Annotated in this window: 23 protein-coding genes and 2 pseudogenes; 16 read left to right on the forward strand and 9 right to left on the reverse strand. The window is 40.3% G+C overall.

The genetic code is table 11. The features are described 5' to 3' along the window. Positions 1-842: 842 nt before the first annotated feature. A complete protein-coding gene (locus tag QUB80_RS03210; protein WP_289788036.1) occupies positions 843-1,235 on the forward strand; it encodes a hypothetical protein in 393 nt (130 codons plus the stop codon). Between the two features lie 271 nt (positions 1,236-1,506). On the opposite strand, the gene QUB80_RS03215 is transcribed toward QUB80_RS03210, so the two are convergent. Continuing rightward, on the reverse strand, positions 1,507-1,977 hold the full coding sequence (locus QUB80_RS03215) for a hydrogenase maturation protease (RefSeq protein ID WP_289788037.1): 471 nt from the start codon (positions 1,975-1,977) through the stop codon (positions 1,507-1,509). Between the two features lie 685 nt (positions 1,978-2,662). Here QUB80_RS03215 and QUB80_RS03220 point away from each other — a divergent pair. The 4 genes from QUB80_RS03220 to ctaD are packed head-to-tail and all read left to right on the forward strand — an operon-like array spanning position 2,663 to position 6,583. Continuing rightward, positions 2,663-3,163, forward strand: coding sequence for a DUF2231 domain-containing protein (locus tag QUB80_RS03220; protein ID WP_289788038.1), 501 nt, complete (start codon positions 2,663-2,665; stop codon positions 3,161-3,163). Beyond that, positions 3,160-3,765, forward strand: a complete 606-nt coding sequence (locus QUB80_RS03225) for a DUF2231 domain-containing protein (protein WP_289788039.1) — start codon at positions 3,160-3,162, stop codon at positions 3,763-3,765. Before QUB80_RS03220 ends, QUB80_RS03225 begins: the two co-directional genes overlap by 4 nt. A gap of 59 nt (positions 3,766-3,824) precedes the next feature. Next, positions 3,825-4,895, forward strand: a complete 1,071-nt coding sequence (locus tag QUB80_RS03230) for a cytochrome c oxidase subunit II (protein WP_289788040.1) — start codon at positions 3,825-3,827, stop codon at positions 4,893-4,895. A gap of 14 nt (positions 4,896-4,909) precedes the next feature. Continuing rightward, positions 4,910-6,583 carry a cytochrome c oxidase subunit I gene (gene ctaD / locus QUB80_RS03235; protein ID WP_289788041.1) on the forward strand — a complete coding sequence of 558 codons (1,674 nt, stop codon included), beginning with the start codon at positions 4,910-4,912 and terminating at the stop codon, positions 6,581-6,583. A gap of 73 nt (positions 6,584-6,656) precedes the next feature. Here the strand turns inward: ctaD and QUB80_RS03240 are convergent, their stop codons facing one another. Further along, on the reverse strand, positions 6,657-7,025 hold the full coding sequence (locus QUB80_RS03240) for a four helix bundle protein (RefSeq protein ID WP_289788042.1): 369 nt from the start codon (positions 7,023-7,025) through the stop codon (positions 6,657-6,659). Positions 7,026-7,108: 83 nt separating this feature from the next. On the opposite strand from QUB80_RS03240, the gene QUB80_RS03245 reads away from it, so the two are divergent. Beyond that, the gene (locus QUB80_RS03245) at positions 7,109-7,711 is read left to right on the forward strand and encodes a cytochrome c oxidase subunit 3 (RefSeq protein ID WP_289788043.1); all 603 of its coding nucleotides are present in this window, start codon (positions 7,109-7,111) and stop codon (positions 7,709-7,711) included. Between the two features lie 203 nt (positions 7,712-7,914). Then, positions 7,915-8,484 carry a pyridoxamine 5'-phosphate oxidase family protein gene (locus tag QUB80_RS03250; protein ID WP_289788044.1) on the forward strand — a complete coding sequence of 190 codons (570 nt, stop codon included), beginning with the start codon at positions 7,915-7,917 and terminating at the stop codon, positions 8,482-8,484. Positions 8,485-8,679: 195 nt separating this feature from the next. Here QUB80_RS03250 and QUB80_RS03255 read toward each other — a convergent pair. The 4 genes and pseudogenes from QUB80_RS03255 to QUB80_RS03270 all read right to left on the reverse strand — a co-directional run. Beyond that, a pseudogene (locus QUB80_RS03255) lies at positions 8,680-8,886 on the reverse strand (type II toxin-antitoxin system RelE/ParE family toxin); the annotation flags it as partial. A gap of 110 nt (positions 8,887-8,996) precedes the next feature. Then, a complete protein-coding gene (locus QUB80_RS03260) occupies positions 8,997-9,251 on the reverse strand; it encodes a type II toxin-antitoxin system ParD family antitoxin (protein WP_289788045.1) in 255 nt (84 codons plus the stop codon). 149 nt (positions 9,252-9,400) lie between these two features. Beyond that, positions 9,401-10,002, reverse strand: a pseudogene (locus QUB80_RS03265) (Uma2 family endonuclease). A 51-nt stretch (positions 10,003-10,053) separates the two neighbouring features. Further along, a complete protein-coding gene (locus tag QUB80_RS03270) occupies positions 10,054-10,182 on the reverse strand; it encodes a hypothetical protein (RefSeq protein WP_289788046.1) in 129 nt (42 codons plus the stop codon). Positions 10,183-10,497: 315 nt separating this feature from the next. Between QUB80_RS03270 and QUB80_RS03275 the strand changes: the two genes are divergently transcribed. Further along, a complete protein-coding gene (locus QUB80_RS03275) occupies positions 10,498-10,893 on the forward strand; it encodes a hypothetical protein (RefSeq protein WP_289788047.1) in 396 nt (131 codons plus the stop codon). Between the two features lie 101 nt (positions 10,894-10,994). Here QUB80_RS03275 and QUB80_RS03280 read toward each other — a convergent pair whose 3' ends face one another. Then, on the reverse strand, positions 10,995-11,426 hold the full coding sequence (locus QUB80_RS03280) for a type II toxin-antitoxin system VapC family toxin (protein WP_289788048.1): 432 nt from the start codon (positions 11,424-11,426) through the stop codon (positions 10,995-10,997). 14 nt (positions 11,427-11,440) lie between these two features. Next, positions 11,441-11,722, reverse strand: a complete 282-nt coding sequence (locus tag QUB80_RS03285; RefSeq protein ID WP_289788049.1) for a hypothetical protein — start codon at positions 11,720-11,722, stop codon at positions 11,441-11,443. Between the two features lie 293 nt (positions 11,723-12,015). Here QUB80_RS03285 and QUB80_RS03290 point away from each other — a divergent pair, with 293 nt between their 5' ends. From QUB80_RS03290 to QUB80_RS03300, 4 genes are all read left to right on the forward strand, one after another. After that, on the forward strand, positions 12,016-12,474 hold the full coding sequence (locus QUB80_RS03290) for a hypothetical protein (protein WP_502875271.1): 459 nt from the start codon (positions 12,016-12,018) through the stop codon (positions 12,472-12,474). Beyond that, positions 12,468-12,665: a hypothetical protein gene (locus QUB80_RS35175; RefSeq protein ID WP_502875272.1), complete on the forward strand. Its 198-nt coding sequence runs from the start codon at positions 12,468-12,470 to the stop codon at positions 12,663-12,665. The genes QUB80_RS03290 and QUB80_RS35175 overlap by 7 nt, the downstream gene beginning before the upstream one ends. Before the next feature lie 103 nt (positions 12,666-12,768). Next, positions 12,769-13,659: a Uma2 family endonuclease gene (locus QUB80_RS03295; RefSeq protein ID WP_289788050.1), complete on the forward strand. Its 891-nt coding sequence runs from the start codon at positions 12,769-12,771 to the stop codon at positions 13,657-13,659. Between the two features lie 291 nt (positions 13,660-13,950). After that, positions 13,951-15,153: an alpha/beta hydrolase gene (locus QUB80_RS03300; RefSeq protein WP_289788051.1), complete on the forward strand. Its 1,203-nt coding sequence runs from the start codon at positions 13,951-13,953 to the stop codon at positions 15,151-15,153. An 8-nt stretch (positions 15,154-15,161) separates the two neighbouring features. Here the strand turns inward: QUB80_RS03300 and QUB80_RS03305 are convergent, their stop codons facing one another. Further along, positions 15,162-16,085: an alpha/beta fold hydrolase gene (locus QUB80_RS03305; RefSeq protein ID WP_289788052.1), complete on the reverse strand. Its 924-nt coding sequence runs from the start codon at positions 16,083-16,085 to the stop codon at positions 15,162-15,164. Positions 16,086-16,274: 189 nt separating this feature from the next. On the opposite strand from QUB80_RS03305, the gene QUB80_RS03310 reads away from it, so the two are divergent. The 4 genes from QUB80_RS03310 (at position 16,275) to QUB80_RS03325 (ending at position 19,930) form a co-directional block, all read left to right on the forward strand. Continuing rightward, positions 16,275-17,582, forward strand: a complete 1,308-nt coding sequence (locus QUB80_RS03310; RefSeq protein WP_289788053.1) for a protein kinase domain-containing protein — start codon at positions 16,275-16,277, stop codon at positions 17,580-17,582. A 78-nt stretch (positions 17,583-17,660) separates the two neighbouring features. Then, on the forward strand, positions 17,661-17,927 hold the full coding sequence (locus QUB80_RS03315; protein WP_289788054.1) for a Ycf66 family protein: 267 nt from the start codon (positions 17,661-17,663) through the stop codon (positions 17,925-17,927). A gap of 45 nt (positions 17,928-17,972) precedes the next feature. After that, a complete protein-coding gene (locus QUB80_RS03320; protein ID WP_289788055.1) occupies positions 17,973-19,457 on the forward strand; it encodes a CIA30 family protein in 1,485 nt (494 codons plus the stop codon). 122 nt (positions 19,458-19,579) lie between these two features. Continuing rightward, positions 19,580-19,930, forward strand: a complete 351-nt coding sequence (locus QUB80_RS03325; RefSeq protein WP_289788056.1) for a hypothetical protein — start codon at positions 19,580-19,582, stop codon at positions 19,928-19,930. The last annotated feature ends 295 nt before the right edge of the window (positions 19,931-20,225 follow it).

A 20,225-nucleotide genomic window follows, 5' to 3' on the forward strand; every position in this document is an offset into this window, starting at 1 on the left:
TAAATTGCCAAGCGATACTATCCAATAATTAATGATGTAGCTACAAGTTTTTGAGAAATGGTGGATGTTGTCCACCATTTCTGGTTTCTAGTAATTTTAATTAGATTTTTTTGAGAAGCTTTATCAATATTAATTTTCTTGAAATATGAGACGCAATTCATCAGCAAAAGTGAGCTATTGAAAGGAGCTTAGGTACAGCTTGCGAGAATTATTGGCAGAATATATAGCATCTTTTCTCTGATACAATGAGAATAATTATCTAAGCTTTGTTTAGAAATTAAATAATATTAGTCTCAAGAGTTAGATTTTACTGATTAATAGTATCAGAGGATTCTTTTTTTTAATGATTTGTGTTTATTATAAATCTAGCTGGAGATACAAAAACTGGAGCGTGAGATATTGCTTTAGAAATTGTAAACATCTTCTGAGTATAATTACTGGCTGAGTAGTTGTTTACAACAGAAATGTAATATTTTCTATTCTGGTAAACTCGCTCTCAATACAGATTTATATTTTGAGAATAAAGAGTTTATCACAGCTTGTGCAATTACTGGATATATAAACCAAGCAAGTCTGACGCTTAAGGCTGAAAGTTCCTTTTATTTGTGGAACTAACTATTTTCAGTCAAATTATGTTATCAAAAGCTATCAAGAAAAACTTATACAGAAAACTTTTCAGAAGGTACTGGAGTTTCCTAGCCTGAAACTTGAAATATTTCACGTAACTATGAATGTGAAATCATTTCTCTGTATAGAGATGAGACTCAGAATTTTCGATAAACAAGGACATACTATATGTCGTGATTATACAAAATAAGCCTCAGAAGTAAAGAGAGAAAAAAATGACTAATTATTGCTTAAATCATGATGATTCACATCCAAATCAACTAACCTCGGCAGATATTATACTGCGCCAGCAGCTAGAAAATTCTATTAGCACGTATTTTTATGATGCTTGCGATCGCACTATACAAAATTTGTTATCTATTTGCCGTTGGTATGTAATTACTTGTGCCAATGCAATGACTTTGGTAATTGAATGCCCCGATCAAATTACCAACTGGCGCGTCTTACAAAAAATAGTACCAATGGCGACAGTGCTGGGTGAAATTATTAGTAGTGCTAAGATTAGGGTTTGTCCACCTGTTAATTTGGGAATGCCTTTTGAAATGAGGGTGGATGAACTCTCGGTTTATCGAGAAGGGAATAGGGAATGGGGAACAGGGTACAGGTAATAGGCAACTACTAACCATTAATGTACAGACGCTTCGGTTCCTCGCGTCTATACTAACCACTGTACGGGCGGGTTTTAACAATAATCTCTCTCGGATAACGAAATATCTCAATAAACCCGCACGGCAGTCGCACTCGACGCGCTTAACCCGACGCCAGGTGACGCCAGTCGCTACAACGCGGGGAACCCGCGCAACGCGCTGGCTCCTTTATGCCGGGGAACCCGTCCACCGCACTGGCTCCGCAAGGGCGCGCTGCCTCCCCTACTAACTACTAACCACTACCTATCGAGATAATCGCTATTATTTCTGCAAATACCAAATCAGCAGAATGTTTAACAACAGGGCTTAATTCCCAACCAAAATCAAGATTTGCTGCTTCAATTAGGTAAACTATTACCTCTTGAGGAAAGTCATTTGCAAAGATTTTCCTACCTGCGGCTAAAGCATGATCCCAACGAAAATCATGCAAATTATAACTGGGTTCCGGCAGTGCTTCTAGTTCTTTTCCAGGAACTTTAAATACCGCACCTGCTTCGGAACCTGTTGCACTTGCATCAATAATTATTAACTGTTTGCTACCTCTTGCTCGAAACATTACTTCCATACCCGCAGTACCACAGTCATATACTTGCACGTGGGAATGAGGATGTTCGGCAAGATATTGCTGTAGGCGTTGAGCAATAATTACACCTATAGCATCGTCACTGCGGTTAAGATTACCACAACCAATAATAGTCAGCATTTATTGGTGGCAACTAGATACTAGATATTTTTAGCGATCGCATTACATTTATTATCAATTAAATATAACGCAGAACCAAGAAATCAGCATACATAATTGGTAAATGATTCTGATTCCTTCCTACTTTATTGAGAAATAGGAATTTTACATGATTTAAATGTCTAAGCAGAAAATATAGGTTATATTAGTATCCTATCGAAAAATTTTTGAAATAAAAACCAAGACCAAAATAACAATATTAGTTTAATGCATTGCAGTAAGTTAATATATTGATTTTTCTATTTAAACTGTTTTATTGCCTACATTTTTCAAAATATATTGTATTTGTAAATACAAAATACTAGTAATAAAAAGTGACTATAGTTACATTCTTCAAATTATAGTTTATTCTTCACATTTAGTATTTATCATTTTGGTTAAACAATACATTTTTTACTTTTATTAAAGAATATTATAAAAATGTGTGAATTGTTAAAATTAATGTAGAAAACTACCCTCGTTACCGGGTTCAACCTGGTAAGGAGAATCCAAATTCATCCAAGGCTACAACCAGTTGATTTTAGGTTAACCGAATTCCGCTACACAGATATTTAGATATAGATATCGGTTATGCGTTGCTTGTATTGGATGTAAATCTTTGAAATTTAGCTTATATGATGCACGTAAATATGCTTAGGAGAATTCTATGCTTGAGTTTTTTACGCGTCTGAATGACCACAATTTACCATATCCAGATACGATTCATCCCATCATTGTCCACTTCGTAATTGCGATGGTCTTGTTTGCTTTTATTTGCGATGTAATTGGCTATTTTACTAGCAATCACCGTCTTTTTGAGGTGAGTTGGTGGAATATGTTTCTCGCTACGATCGCTATTTTCGTCGCTATCATTTTTGGACAATTTGAAGCTGGATTGGCAAAACCTTATGCGCTAGCAAAATCAGTACTGAGTATGCATACATTGATTGGCTGGTCACTTTCAGGAATAATTGCTGCCATTACAGCTTGGCGTTATGTGATTCGCCTACGTAACCCCTACAAATTACCGATCGGATATTTGGGAATGGGGTTAGTTTTAGCTGTCATCGTTGGTATGCAAGTATATCTGGGCGATCAACTTGTTTGGGTGTATGGATTGCATACAGTACCAGTTGTTGAAGCAGTAAAGGATGGTATTTTGCGATGAACTCCGAACTGATTGAGCAATTAAAAGTGCAATTAGGCACAAATGGATTGCCTTACTCTCTTCCTATTCATCCCAACTTAGTTCATCTCACCTTAGGACTGTTCATTATCGGGATTTTCTTTGATATTGTCGGTGTATTTTTCCCCTTGGAGAAATGGGTATTCAAGTTTTTAGCAATTCCAGTTGAACGTGCTAACTTCTTTGATGTTGGCTGGTACAATATGCTCGCTTCAGCCATTATCACCTTTTTTACAGTTGGGGCAGGCTTTTACGAAATCATGCTGGCAGAAGCACCACTAGATGTTAAGAGCGCCTGGGGAATGCAGGCAATGGAAACAATGCTCTGGCATGGTGTGGGTGGTGTTTTACTCTTAGCGCTGATTGTCGGTATGACAGTCTGGCGTGGATTCCAACGCTTCCTTTGGCGCAAACACGAAGATAGACAAGTGCAGATGAGCTATCTATTTGTGGGAGTGGCAATCATGGCTGTGATGTACGTTCACGGCACACTCGGAGCGCAACTAGCTGCTGAGTTTGGTGTACACAACACAGCCGATCAATTGCTGCGAGTAGGCAAAGACTTGAATGCAATGTTGAAGTAACCCAAAACAGTTAACAGTTAACAACTGATAACTGGTAATTGATAACTGAATTTGTTGCTATGAAAATCCAGAAATTATTAAAGATTTTGACATTGATTACGAGTGCGATCGCGCTCGTTACGACTAGTCTCTGGATCGGGAAGCAGGCTTACTCTTGGCTACCTCCAGAAGCTGCGGCTGAATCTCGACTAGTTGATGACTTGTTTAGCTTCTTGGTAACTCTAGGTGCATTCATTTTTTTGGGAGTCACCGGAACGCTAATGTATTCTATTATCTTCCATCGGGCGAAAAAGGGCGAGATTTGCGATGGCCCTCCCATCGAAGGGAATGTGACACTAGAAGTTGTCTGGACAGCAATCCCTATTCTACTCGTGTTTTGGATTGCCGGTTACAGCTACCAAATCTACGAACAAATGGGAATTCAAGGGCCAAATCATCTAATGCACTTGCATATGCCGATGGGAATGGAATCAGCTTATGCGGCACCAGTAGAGGACAAGGGGACACGGGGACGCGGGGACGCGGGGAATGAAGAGGACAAGGGGACACGGGGACGCGGGGACGCGGGGAATGAAGAGGACGCGGGGACATGGGGAGGTGGAGACACGGGGAATGTAAATAAAAGTTTCTCCGCATCTTCTCAAATCGCGTCAAACTCAGAGGCTATTGAACAAATTGACGTCCTTGCTAAACAATGGGCTTGGGTTTTCCATTATCCAGAAAAAAATGTCACCAGTACTGAACTGCACCTACCCGCAGATCACAGAGTACGTTTGGCACTGCAATCAGCAGATGTTCTGCACGGCTTCTACGTTCCTGCCTTTCGACTCAAGCAAGACATAGTTCCCAACGAAACTATCAACTTTGAATTCACTCCTATCCGCTCTGGCAAATATCGACTCACAGATTCCCAATATAGCGGTACATACTTTGCAACCATGCAGGCGGATGTAGTGGTTGAATCACCAGAAGATTATCACCAATGGCTTGCCAAAGCTGCAACTCACAAACCATCTCCTGCATCCAATCAAGCTGCTTCTGAGTATGCCCAAGTAGTCAATCAATCATTTTCAACAGGCTGGGCGACGGTTGCCCCAGCAGAACCTCCTGTGGTTAATTATCCTGGTTAAAAGGAAACAAAGCGATGACGAACATTTCTATCGAAAGCATCGGTATCGCCAATGAGCAATCTCATCACGATATTCCAGACAATTGGAAGCGATACTTTAGCTTTAGCACCGATCACAAAGTCATTGGCATTCAGTACCTAGTGACTTCGTTCATATTCTTTCTTGTCGGTGGCATCTTTGCAATGGTGATTCGGGGAGAATTAATGACCCCTGAATCAGATCTAGTCGATCGCACCGTCTATAATGGTATGTTCACTATGCACGGCACAGTCATGCTGTTCCTGTGGACATTCCCGTCATTGGTTGGTCTTGCTAATTACCTCGTACCACTAATGATTGGCGCACGCGACATGGCTTTTCCCCGCCTCAACGCCGCCGCCTTTTGGATGGTGCCTGTAGTGGGAATTCTTTTAATGGCAAGCTTTTTTGTACCTGGCGGCCCGGCACAAGCTGGCTGGTGGTCTTATCCGCCTGTCAGTCTGCAAAACCCCACAGGTAACTTGATTAACGGACAAGTTATTTGGCTGTTAGCAGTGGCAATTTCCGGTGTCTCTTCGATTATGGGGGCAGTAAACTTTGTCACTACCATTGTCAAGATGCGCGCACCGGGCATGAGCTTTTTTCGGATGCCCCTGTTTGTTTGGGCAGTATTTAGCGCTCAGATTATCCAACTTTTCGGACTGCCCGCACTGACAGCAGGTGCGGTGATGCTGCTGCTCGATCTCACAGTTGGCACTGGCTTTTTCGATCCAGCCAACGGCGGCAATCCAGTCATGTTCCAGCATTACTTCTGGTTCTACTCCCACCCTGCCGTTTATGTGATCATTCTGCCCATTTTTGGCATTTTCTCGGAAATATTCCCAGTTTATGCCCGCAAACCCCTATTCGGTTATAAAGTAGTTGCCGTATCGTCACTCTTAATTGCCGTAGTCAGTGCGATCGTTTGGGTACACCATATGTACGTTAGCGGTACTCCTGGCTGGATGCGGATGATTTTCATGTTGACAACAATGTTAGTATCCGTGCCAACTGGGATTAAAGTCTTTGCTTGGGTGGCGACGATTTGGGGCGGTAGAATGCGCTTAACTACACCCATGCTGTTTGCCCTGGGTGGATTGGTATTATTTGTCTTCGCTGGTATCGTAGGCATAATGCTTTCTTCCGTACCTGTCGATGTTCACGTTAACAATACTTACTTTGTAGTTGGTCACTTTCACTACGTCCTTTACGGCACCGTGACGATGGGGATGTATGCCGCCATCTACCATTGGTTCCCGAAAATGACTGGAAGGATGTACTACGAAGGCTTGGGCAAACTCCACTTCTGGTTAACATTTATTGGTACAAACCTCAACTTCTTCCCCATGCATCCATTAGGATTGCAGGGTATGCTGCGTAGAGTCGCTTCTTATGCACCAGACGCAGGATATGAATTCTGGAATATCGTTGCTAGTATTGGTGCATTCTTGTTGGGAATGTCCACATTGCCCTTTATTCTCAATATGATTGGCGCTTGGACGATTGGTGAGAAAGCACCAGATAATCCTTGGCAAGCAATTGGATTAGAATGGGAAGTCTCTTCACCACCTCCGGTAGAGAACTTTGAAGAAATTCCCGTCGTTGTCAGCGAACCTTATGGTTATGGGAAATCCGAACCACTGACAGAGTCTAGGGGTGTAGGGGTATAGGGTTATAGGGGTGTAGGAGGATTGTTCTTAGACTCTTATCCCTGCACCCTCACACACTTACCCTTTTACACTCCTATTTTTCTAATGAACGAATCAAGAGTAATAAGAGCCTACCAACTGATTCGCATTGATTTACAACAGGACTAATAGATTGCGATGAAGCTAGTTCAACACGAATAGACAAAAACAAATGTGTTTCTAACTCTTTTAGAGAACCTTGCGCAATGTACAAAAATTGAATGTACTCGCCACGCGTTCTTCGCCCGTAACCTTCAGCAATATTAGCTGGAATTGATGCCGCAGCTCGCCGAATTTGTGCAACCATTCCGTAAGTTTCTTCTTTGGGAAATGGTTTTGTTGCTCTGTAACAACATTCAGCAAGATTCATTGCCTCTTGCCAAACCTTCAAATCTTTATAGGACTGCATTGATGGCTCTTTCATTGGTTCTAATTTGTTTTACTTCAAGTCCAATGAGAGTGCCTAGCTCTTCCTACACCCCTACACCCTTATACCCCTAAACTCCTATGGACAGTTATATGATTTCAGAGGATTTGCAGCTACATCAGGTAGAGCATAGCCACGACGAAGAAGGCAACAAAATGTTTGGCTTCATCGTGTTCTTGCTGTCTGAAAGTGTAATTTTCCTCAGCTTTTTTGCAGGATACATTGTCTACAAAACCACAACTCCCAATTGGTTGCCACCTGGTGTTGAAGGACTAGAAGTTGTAGCACCTGCAATTAATACAGCAGTTCTCGTTGCCAGTAGCTTTTTGATCTACTTTGCAGAACGCGCTCTCCAACGCCATAATTTGTGGGGTTTTCGCCTGTATCTGTTGGCGACTATGGCAATGGGAAGTTACTTTTTGTTTGGACAAGCAGTTGAATGGAATAGCCTGGAATTTAGCTTAACTTCTGGCGCTTTCGGCGGGATGTTTTATCTACTCACTGGCTTCCACGGTTTGCACGTTCTCACTGGCATTCTATTGCAGCTAATTATTCTTGTACGTTCTTTCATTCCAGGTAACTACGATTCTGGACACTTTGGAGTAAATGCCACCTCCTTATTCTGGCACTTTGTTGATGTGATCTGGATTATTTTGTTTGTTCTTCTCTACATTTGGCAGTAAACGCAAGCTAATTGAAGATTCTCTCTAATACTGAATAGGCGATCGCACTTGTTTTCTTCAGTGTCTTTATTTGAGATAGTGCGATCGCTTTTGAATTATTCTATATGACAGCGATTGCTGTTTCTTCAAAGCAGCTCCACTCAAAACACAGATCCCCGACTTCTCACCAGAAGCCGGGGATCTAAAAAGCGCATTTTAGTTATATGAACCGAGTCAAGATGATGGAACCTGCAAGCCCTACAAACGGATGGGTTAACACAATCGATTCTAAAAATCCAGAAGTCATAGCCAAAGCATCTCGCATCATAACAAATAATATTTATTGCACTTTATCTACTTGTGGCATAGATGTTTCTCCTTGGGTAACGCCTTTGTTTTTTGCCTATGATGACGAGTGGAATCTCTATTGGAGTTCGGCAATAGTATCTAAGCATTCGCAGAACATATATAGAAATGGCAGAGTAGCGATCGCTATTTTTAATTCGAGCGTTTCAGAAGGTACACCAGAAGGATTGTATTTGTATGGAACTGCATCTGAGTTAAAGCGAGAGGATACACAAAAGGTGATGAAGCTGCTTGTAAATCGAGCAAGAAGACAAGTTAATCGAACAGTAGCAGATTATTTAGATGATTCACCCCGCAGAATTTATCAGTTTCAACCTCAAGAAGCTTGGGTAAGTGGCGATCGCTTGCCTGTTGATAATAGCAATATATTAGTTGACACAAAAATTCAGGTAAATTTGCAAGAGTTGCAAAACTCAAAATTGATTTAACGTGAGTTCGATAGGTTGATTTAGGCACAAAATCCGACACCCTAGAAGGGTGCGGCTATACGAACAAAGGCTGCGGAGGCAGCCTCTAAGAATTTCAGCCCACGCAGGTGGGCTTTGTACGTGTAACCTCAGGCTTACAGCCTGTAGGCTTAAAAAGCGATCGCACCCTAATTTTCTCAAAATCAAATCGGCGAATCATTCCTGTTCTAAAATCCTTTCGATATCCTGGCTTGCATAGAGAACCCGTAAAACTTCAATACTTTCACCTTGCTCACGGTAAAAAATTAAATACCTTTTAAATCCCTTGACAGCCCATTTACGTAAACCTTGTAAATGAAGATTCTCTGAGGAATACTGGCTACCCATCCCAGGCATTCTTGCTAACTGTGCAAAAGTTTCTTTTACAGAGTCAAAAAATCAAAGTGCAGCGTCGGGGTTATTTTTAGCTACATAATCAAAATGCTCATCGATATCTAAGCTTGCTTTGGGTGTGATGACTATCCGCTTTGTCATTATTTCCCCTGGTGCAGCTTGTCGATTAGGTTTGTGCGTTTTTGCTCCCACCATTCGTCGCTAACTTCAATTGCTTCTCCACTCTCAAGCCCTTCAATTAAAAGTTCCTCTACGTATTCTTGAGCTTTGCGTTTTTGATCCTGACTGATTAACTCTTGCAGGTATTCGCTAACTGAGCCGTAACCACCTTTTGCAACTTGCTCCTCAACAAAGGCTTTCATCGACTCAGACAAGGAAATATTGATGCTGTTCATAACCTTGTTAGTTCGGGTGAACTGTTTTTTCCATGTTATCAAGGTAATCAGTCTCTGTCGTTAAGTATTTGAGATTAGAGAAGAACGATCGCACCCAATAAGCTCAAAATCAAATAGGCGATCGCATTTACCATAATCAATACACGCTCCTACTGTAAATTATCTAATTCTTCTTCCTCAACACCAAACTGGACTTTGTTATATAAATCTTGTAACTTAATTTCTAATGGAATAGAAACCAAATTAATTAATTCATCTTCCTCATCATATTCTGGCAATGACCATCGCTTATTAGCAGTTTTAGAATAATGTTCTATATAAACTTTATTTTGCTCAATTAATAAATATTCTTCAAAAGATGAGATGGTGCGATATGCTTTAAATTTACCCTCTCTGTCATAATTTCGGTCGATTTTGATAAGAATTCAACAATTATTTTAGGATTTAGAATTGTGTCTTTACGATTGTCAAAAAATTCTATTTTACCTGCTACAACGATAATATCTGGGTATGTATAAATCCGTCGTTCAGATATCCACAGTCGCATATCGCTGTTAAATACTTCATAATTTTGTTGTCTAAAGGCAAAATTCAAAATAGCATAAAAATTGCCAGCGATGCGATTATGATTTGCAGTTCCACCAGCCATTGGAATAATTTTTCCGTCAATATATTCACTTTTAAAGTTAGCTTTTTCCTCTAATTCTAGGTATTCTTGTGGAGTAAAATATTGCTTTTCTATTATTTGCATAGTGTTATTGAACCTTAATTGCACATGAATTAATCATGGTTTGCGCGAGTTCTAAATACTTATTATATTCTTTGCTTCTTCTGCTGGTTGGTAATGCTGATTGCCGTTATGCCGCACCATTTTATCGATGATACTTGCTAGCTTGGGACTAACCTGAGTGCGATCGCTATTCCCCAACAAGCTGTCGTTAGATCCCTAACTCGTGTCGTTAGCTCCCTAACCCGTGTCGTTAGATCCCTAACTCGTGTCGTTAGATCCCTAATCTGTGTCGTTAGATCCCTAACTCGTGTCGTTAGATCGCGATAATTTGATGAATTTACTTGAATGCTTAACTCTAGTTACACTGATAAATTTATAACAAAAGACTTAAGATAAATTACTGAGATTTATTAAAATCTTAACAAAGAAAATATAATTATTTGTGAATTTTGCCGATTTAGAATTTACATTCAGTAGGACAAGCTAGCTCTAGAACCCTCTGCAAGGACTATATTTATGACTCGTCCCAAACGCACATCCCGGATTTTAGAAAAAGCTCAATTAAGATCCTCTGGACTAAAAGCAATTGATTCAAGTATAGATTTTGGGGATAGTCGCAATCTCCAAAATATGACACAACTAATGGAACAGTTACGTAGCAAAATTGATGCTTATAATACTGCTCTAGCCGTAATCAACTCTTCCAAAACAGAAATTAAGGAGTTGGAAAAAAACTTAGGTGAACTGATGGACAAGATGTTGATTGGGGTTGCTTTTAAGTATGGTAAAGATAGCCGCGAATATGAGATGGCGGGTGGTGTGCGTAAAAGCGAACGTGTCCGCAGAAGTACAGCCAGCCGTTTGAAAGCTGGTACAGAAGAGAGATCTACTGAGAGAGGTCAAACCGCGTAGTATTTTCAATAGTTAAAAATAAGCGATCGCATTTCATTTTCTTTCACTAGCAGTCTTTGGGAAAGTGCGATCGCACTCATCTGAACTTTGGGAAAGCAAATTTATACTGTTGACGGATCAACTGCCATAATTCCTTCAGCGACATAGCGAGTGAAATCAATTGTATTAAATGTCAAAATATGCGTTACACTATTGACTTTCATGCTAGCAACAAGGCGGGCATCATGCACTTGTACCCCTGACACACTGTACTTAACAACAAGCCGACGCCACTCTGGATAAATTACAGGCGTATCAGGCAACAATGGAAACAGACGCTCGATTAACTGCAATAGCCGATTTGCATACGTTGGTGTTAATCCAAATCCGTTTTTTACTGCTGGTCTTGTAGCTACATTCCAAAATTCTATGCAGTTTTGAGGTGTAATAGTCAATTTATCCCCATTTGCTCTGAGTTTTTTTCTGACATTTCGTGTCACTGGGTTGAGTGAACTTTTGCGATCCACAAAACGCAGCAAAAAGTTTGTGTCCACGAGGTATATTACAGCTAGGGATGATCCTCATAAATACCTTCACGACTTACTGCATAATCTGAAAGTGTTGCTAAATTTGATTCATTTAACAACTTATCTATACTTGCTTCCAACTTATCTTCATCCTCTACTTCCCCATCGTTGAATTGAATAGGTGTTTGTTCTAGCAATGCTGCTACTGTTGGTGCAAAAGCATCAGCCAGTAGCTGTCGAATACTTTCAGCATCTCGGCGTGCAATACTTGCGCGTAGTTTTTGCTCTAATTCCGGCGACAATTGCAGTGTAATAGTCGTCATAGTTTGAGAGTGCGGGTGAACTTTTTTTATGTTATCAAGGTAATCAGTCGCTGTGCTTGGAAAAACTTTGTGTGATCGCGCTCATGTTCTATTAAGTGTGATTTTTAGTTTGCGTACATATATGCGATCGCACTCTTGTAGTTGAATGCTGTTGCAGGATGCTTGCAATATCAAGGCACTGAAAACCAAGATCCCCGAATTTTTTGAAAAGTCGGAGATCTGTGCCTCTAGCTTTTTACACTAATAGTTAGTGAAAATTAAGCCAACCTTAAACCATCTTCCAGATTCAATTCATGAAAGCAAAACACGCTATTAATCTCAGCAAAGGGCTAACTTTCTTCTTCATACTTGGATTGATGTTAGTCTACCAGAACTTCACTCTTGGCCCTTGGGTGTATTTAGCGCTTCACGGTACTTACGGTTTTTTGTGGCTGCTCAAAGATATCCTGTTTCCAGACAAACAGTGGGAGCAAAAAGTTTCTATTTTGCAAGGCATTTTGATATTTGCTCTAGTTAACTTATATTGGATCGCACCTTTTATTCTCATTAGTAGCGGCAACATTCCACCATTGCCACTAGTGGCAGCAGCCATTTCCTTAAATATTCTTGGTGTTTTTTTGCACTTTGCTAGTGATACTCAAAAATACTACACTCTCAAGTATCAATCAGGACTGATTACCGAAGGATTCTTTGCTCGTTGTCGCAACACAAATTATCTGGGAGAAATATTTATACCGCTTTTGCAATGCTAACTCAACACTGGCTGCCATTTATGATTCTTGGAGTCTTTATCAGTACAGTTTTTATTCCCAATATGCTCAAAAAAGACAAATCTCTATCTCGCTACCCTGAGTTTGATGATTACAAAAAACGTTCTGGGCTTTTATTTCCTAAATTGTTTGCTGTGAAAGTTATAAAACAGGAACAAAAGACTACCGTTTAAAATATTTTCACATTATGATGAGCGCAAGCACGTATTTCTAGCGTGCTTATTCTCAACTAATATAAATAAATGTCTGTTAGGGCGCGGCAACAGGTAAACAGCCATGTTAGAAAATACCCCAACTGCACCGTATATACCATTACCCCCAACCCAGGCAGAACTCCCCTACGATGATGGTAAGCATATGGAAAGCCAACGGCATAGATTGCAAATGGATTTGCTGATTGATGTCTTGATGCCTTGGCTGCAAAAAAGAGACGATGGGTTTGTAGGTGGCAATATGTATGTTTACTACAGCATGGCGCAAGTGCGGCACAAAATGGCAGTTACTACCACAGAGATGCCCTCGCGCCCATTACTGCCTTACGCCAAGCCAGAAAAAGAACATATACAAATTGACAAAGCTGTCCATCTTAGAGATCCTATGATGCATAGTCTTAATTTTAAAGGGCCAGACTTTTTTGCAGTTTTAGGAGTACCCAAAGGAGAACGTCGCAGTTGGGTAGTATGGGAAGAAGGCAAAGCACCAGATGTAGTGATTGAATTATTATCTGAGAATACTGCCTCAATAGATAAGAGTGAGAAAAAGCTGATTTATCAAAACCAACTCCGCGTCACAGAATATTTTTGGTTTGATCCTTTTAATCCTGATGATTGGGCTGGTTTTTCTCTCAGTGGTGGACTTTATCAACCTTTGGTATTAAATGAAGATAATCAATTAATTAGTAGCTGTTTAAGGTTGGCATTGCAGTTGTGGGAAGGAAACTACAAAGGTATTCATGCAACTTGGTTGCGCTGGGCAACATTAAAAGGAGAATTGCTGCCTACAACAGATGAAATTGCATATAGGGAAGGGCAAAGAGCCGAAAAAGAACGGCAACGAGCTGATCAAGAACAACAACGGGCTGAACAGGAACGGCAACGAGCGGAACAAATAGAATCTTTATTGCTACAAACAGCACGAAATTTACTTCAACGCTTCCATAAGGAATGAGGGTTTTATATAAAGTTCGGAAATTCTATCGTTAGATTTGGATATCATGTCCGGTAAAATAATAAAATCTGCAAGGGATAATGTATAAATTCATATCTTGTACCTTGCCCCTAAAATGCCTGGTACTGAAGTACCAGGCTTATAGTTTAAGTCAGTTTTAACTGACTAGGTAATATTTTCAGTCAGTTAAAACTAACTTTAGCTTTGAGGCAAGAAATAAATTTCTTGGCAAGTATTGATGCATACAGAAGATTTATTTGCGTGCATCTGCTGTTTTATTATCAAATATTTATGTTTTCTAAGCCTAAGATATTTCTATCATTTCTCATATTATTCTTAAGTGTTTCAGGACTATTTCTCAGTGCTTGGATTATTATTCCTGCTCCTAATATGTCTTTACTGACGCTAGGAGTAGGAGCGCCAGAAGTTAGCCCGTGGTTGTTTATTTTAAATTTAGTATCTCTAGTTTTTGCTTTTTTCTACATTCGTCGTCATCAATTAAAGCGTTTAGCTTGTATTTTCAGCGTGATCGGGTTACTAATTTGTAGCTGGGTGCTAATAAGTATCCCAGTGACTCAGATGCGGATGACGAAAGCAATGGAACAAGGCTTGGGTGCAGATTATCTCAAGCAAGTTCCCACCCAAGTTAGCGCAAATATGCAACCTTATCCCTTTATGTTAGTTAATACTTTTCGAGGTATTCCACTCCATAAAACACGCCACAAATCAGATATTCTTTTTGCTACTCCCCAGGGAGTGCCTTTAAAAATGGAAATTTACCAACCTCCAAAGGTGGGTAAATACCCAGCACTCATAGTAATGTATGGCGGAGCTTGGCAAAGTGGTAATCCTCGTGCTAATTCTGAGTTTAATAAATATATGGCAGCTCGTGGATATACTGTATTTGCCATTGACTATCGACACGCACCTGAACATCGATTTCCAGCACAGTTAGAAGATGTGCTTACGGCTATCAATTTTATTCAGCAATACGCCGCAGAATATGAAGCAGATCCAGAACGCATGGTATTGTTAGGACGTTCTGCTGGCGCACACCTGGCAATGTTAGCAGCATACCAACCAGATGCGCCTCCGATTCTAGCTGTAGTCAACTATTATGGGCCTGTTAACTTAACTGAAGGATATAATGAACCGCCTTTTCCAGATCCTATTAACACTCGTGCTGTTTTAAAAACATTTATTGGTGGCTCACCACAAGAGTTGCCCAATCAGTATCAAATTGCTTCGCCAATAAATTATGTGATGCGTCCTGTACCTCCAACTCTATTAATTTACGGTAGTCGCGACCATTTAGTACAAGTACGATTTGGTAGACAAATGTATGAAAGTTTACTTAAATCTGGAAACACCGCAATTTTTTTAGAAATTCCTTGGGCAGAACACGCTTTTGATGCTGTTTTCAACGGTGTCAGCAATCAATTAGCGCTATATTACACCGAGAGGTTTTTGGCTTGGGCGGTATTTAGCCAATAATTTCATCATTACTCAACTTTATTGTTTTCGCTTGCTTGGCGATCGCTTCCTAAATAGCGTTGTAACAAACCAATCACAGCTTCTGGCATTTCTAAATGTGGTAGCACTCCCGTATCTGCGATCGCATGAAAATCTCGAATGACAGTTGGGTTTAACTTTGCCAATCGTCTTCCCAAATTTACATTGGTAAATTGTGCTTTCTCGCCCCAGAATATCACTGTAGGTATAGTAAGTTGTTGAATATACAAGCTTAAATCAAAGTACAGATTACCTTGTAAAAATGCCAATGCCGCAAACTTGGCATTCGGCTGTTGAGCAGAGAACAAGTAAGCCTCTACCATCTCTGGAGAAACTCGTTGAGGTTTGGCAAACAGAAAACTTTGCAAAAAGTTGTTAACTGCCAATTCATTCTCCGCACCGAGGGCATAAATTAAATTATCTAGCAGTGGTGTATTGATTACTTGAAGGGGAAGTCTGCGCCCTGCACCTTGCCCAAAGTCATCAAAACCAGAAGGACAGACTAAATATAGCGCGTTGAATAAAAAAGGTTGGGCAACAGCTAGACGAATCACAAAAGCTGCTGTCAGGGAAGATGCTAGTACTGTTACTGGTGGAGAACAAGTGTGTCTGATAAATTCTGTGATCGTTGTCAAATAATCGTTAATTTGATAGTCTCGCACCGGATGGGCAGAATCTCCCCAACCAATTAAATCTGGCGCGAGGATGCGATGTGTACTAGCAAAAGCAGGATATACTTTTGACCATTCATACGCAGAGGAACCACCACCAAAGCAGTGAAGAAAAATAAGCGGTGGTAAATCTTCAGTCTTAGCAATACACCACGGTTCTGTTGTTTGGGTATAGTAAACTATCGACCCAAGTGAGGAGTTGATGACTTTATGTCCAAAGCCTGGAGGTTGAAACTGAAGCATAGTTTACCAGCCTTTAGTTGTTCAACTTGCCTATTAAGTTTAAGGCTGATAATGGAGACTGGGTACTGGTTTATGGTTAATTACGATGAATAATTAACAACTAAACTTAGATTACACTAGCACACTTACACTAGCAAAGGTTTTATCATCCTGTGGCAAGATTAATAGAAACACTTGCACAGCCACACCATGTTAGGAAAGCTACTAGACGGACGTTACAAAGTTATCCAAGTCTTGAGTGCTGGAGGATTTGGTGAAACTTATATCGCCGAAGACACCCGCCGCCCAGGCAACCCCAAGTGTGTTCTGAAGGTATTGAAGCCCGCGAGTTCCGATCCCTACTATCTACAAACTGCCAGGCGTTTGTTTAATAGTGAAGCGGAAATATTGGAACAACTAGGCAATCATGACCAAATACCCCGTCTTTTGGCTTATTTTGAAGAAAGCGAAGAATTTTGTTTAGTGCAAGAGTTAATTGTTGGACATCCGCTCAGTGCGGAAATGCGAGTAGGACAATCTTGGGCAGAAAGTCAAGTTATCCAAATATTACAAGATGTTTTGGGTGTTTTGGAGTTTGTTCACGGCTACGGTGTAATTCATCGTGATATCAAACCCGATAATTTAATTAGACGCGACTCTGACGGCAAATTGGTTTTAATTGATTTTGGTGCGGTGAAACAAATGCGTTCCCAACTAGCAGCATCTCCTAGTCAAATGACTGCTACTGTGGCGATTGGTACTCCTGGTTATATGAGCGCAGAACAAGCCCAAGGCAAACCACGCCCAAACAGTGATATTTATGCTGTTGGGATGATTGCCATTCAAGCTTTGACGGGAATTTTGCCAACTCAATTGCAGGAACACCCTCAAACTGGAGAAATTATCTGGCCAAATCAAGTCCAGATTTCCCCTAGATTAGCAGCAATTGTACAGAAGATGGTTCGCTATCACTGGCGCGATCGCTATCAATCTGCCACAGAAATATTGCAAGATCTCCAGCAATTGCTTTATCCCCTACCAGCAACGCAACCATCTACTCCTGATGTCTATACACAATCAACTGTACCGCAGTTTGTTAATACTTACTCCCAATCTTCGCCATTATCTCCTTCTAGTGCTACAGATAGTTCCCCAAATTCACCTCAAGTTACATCACCAGCTTGGATTAACCAAACTCTGTCCGTAGCTAGATTTTTACCTTTTGTTGGTGCGGCAGGATTATTTTTCTTTAAAGCAGCTACCTGGATTATTTTACTAGGTATTGGTCTTGCAGCTTTTGGAGTGGGTTTGTTTTTTCTCCGTTCTTCCTATCCAAGACTAGCGCGGGATTATGACGCTGTTTTCGCTGTAGTATTTTGCCTTTGCGGTATCCTACTTTTATTTCAAGAATATCGCTCTTTTGGAAATCAAGAAATACCAATTAGCCAATTTTTACTAGCAGGAGTAGGTATTTTCTCGGCAGCAGAATGCATTCGTTTACGTGAAATCAAAAAATAAAAAGTTAACTGTTGATGGTTAATCGTTCACCGCCATTAGCCATTAACCATCAGCCATTAAACATTAGCCATTAAACATATGTTTAACAATCCACTCAATTTAATTGGCATTATTTTAATAATTGCAGCAATTAGTTTATGTGCTTTACCTTTTACACGTCCTCAACTGTTTCGACGTCAAGATATTGTGTTAATAGCAGCGTTTTTTATCTCTGGCTCGATTTTGCTCTTTCAAAAGAGATGGTATAACAAAGAATTGACGCAATTTAATTTAATACTCCTAGCTGTAACTGCTATTTATTACACTTTTGAAAGTATCCGCTTGCGAAGTAAAAATATACAATAAAAGGGGACAGGGGACAGGGGACAGGGAGCAGATAAAAATACAATTATGACTGACAAAAATCGCTCACAATGGGACTTAGGCAGATTTATCCAAACTCTTACTTACTTTGAGGTTATACCTTTCCTCAAGTGGATACAAGAGTTATTCCAAGGTAGTGCCAAGGATGATCAAAACAAACCGGATGGAGCAAAGCAAGTGGGTGTAATATTAGTAGCGGGTGCAACGGGCGGTGTCGGTAAGCGAGTGGTACGACGGCTGCTGGAGAGGGGTTATCGAGTGCGATCGCTTGTCCGTGATATCGACAAAGCCCGCTCAATTCTTGGCGATAATATTGACTTAGTAGTTGGAGATATCACTAAGCCAGAAACTTTGACACCCCTAGTCATGGCTAACATCCAAGCTGTAGTTTGTTGTACGGCGGTACGCGTGCAACCCGTGGAAGGAGATACTCCAGAACGGGCTAAATATTATCAAGGCGTCAAATTTTACCAACCAGAAATAGTTGGCGACACGCCAGAAAATGTAGAATATCAAGGTGTGAAAAATTTGGTAGAAGCGGCAGCGAAATATTTGCCAAAAACAGACGAAAAAGTATTATTTGATTTTACTAATCCATCTACAGAAATAAAAAATATCTGGGGTGCAGTCGATGATGTTGTCATGGGTGGTGTAAGTGAAAGTAATATCCAATTGGTAGAAGGTACAGCTTTATTTGCTGGCAATGTCTCCACTGCCAACTCTGGAGGATTTGCTTCTGTAAGAACTAAAAATTTTTCTCCACCCTTTAATTTATCTGGATATACAGGTATAGAATTGCGCCTCAAAGGAGATGGAAAACGTTATAAATTCTTTTTGCGTACCGACGAAAAATGGGATGGTATTGGCTATAGCTACTCTTTCGATACCGATGTAAATACCTGGATGAATATTCGCATTCCCTTTGCTGATTTGATTCCTGTTTTTCGGGCTAAAACTTTACAAGATTGTCCACCAATTGATGCCAGTAAAATTTCTTCTTTCCAATTAATGTTGAGTAAGTTTGAATACAATGGGGCATTAAATCCAAGATTCTCACCTGGTGGTTTTGCTCTCCAAATAGAGTCAATTAAAGCCTATGGAGGCACATCTGTACCGCAATTTGTTCTTGTTAGTTCCGCAGGTGTAACTCGTCCTGGACGTCCGGGAATTAATCTAGATGAAGAACCACCAGCTGTAAAATTAAATGACCAATTAGGAGGAATTTTAACATGGAAATTAAAGGGTGAAGACAGTTTGAGAGCAAGTGGTATTCCGTATACAATTATTAGACCTTGTGCATTAACAGAAGAGCCAGAAGGCAAAGAGTTAATTTTTGAGCAAGGCGATAATATTAGAGGAAAAATCAGTCGTGAGGATGTGGCAGAAATTTGTGTACAAGCGCTAAGAGAACCAGATGCACGTAACGTTACCTTTGAAGTGAAAGAGGGAGAAAATAGCAGTAATTCTATCGATTGGCAGAGGTTGTTTGCAAATTTGCAACCCGATAATTAGATTGAGGGTGGAATACGCAGTTATTTGCCTAAGTGCGTGCTGTTCCACCCCAGGGTTTTTTCAAAATTGTCAGAGTAATGAGTTAAGAATCTTGAATTCTTGATTCGTTGCAGGAGTTAGTAATGAGAAAAATAGAGGCGCTAGCATTAATCGGCGTTTTGACAGCAATCGTTATCTGGGGAAGTTTGTTTTCTTACCCTGCCGCATCACAGCAAGTAGAATCTCGCCTTAGTAATTTGGAAGCAGACTTTCGTCGTTTGGAGGCACAAGTAAACCAGTTGCAATCTCAACGAGGGCAACCCCGCTCTCCCTCTCCAACCACAACCTTGACTCCACGCCAAACATCTCCAGGGCGAAATCTGTCGCCACAAGAGCGAGACAAAATGTTTGATAGACTAGCAACTTTAGTAGTGGAATTGAAACAACAAGTTAATACTTTAGAAGAACGAGTAGTTAAGTTGGAGTCGCGTTGATAAGAAAGTAACGAACCACAAAGACAAAAAGGTTACAAAGGACACAAACTAAAGAGGTTAAAGACGTAATAAAAATAAAGTTTCTGTGGATTGGCACTTTCGCACAGAAGACGTGAGAGTTAAGCTTTCAAATATTTACCCAACCCCGCAAAATTAATGCGATAGAGTACTAGTTATTTTGCATTAATTGAGTGTGGGTATAATGATCCACCTACTCATGACTAGAAACTATTCGTACCAATACCAACAGATACGTTAATAATTAAGTAGGAACCTTTACTAACTAGACTTCTTT

Source organism: Chlorogloeopsis sp. ULAP01, from assembly GCF_030381805.1.
GTDB lineage: Bacteria > Cyanobacteriota > Cyanobacteriia > Cyanobacteriales > Nostocaceae > Chlorogloeopsis.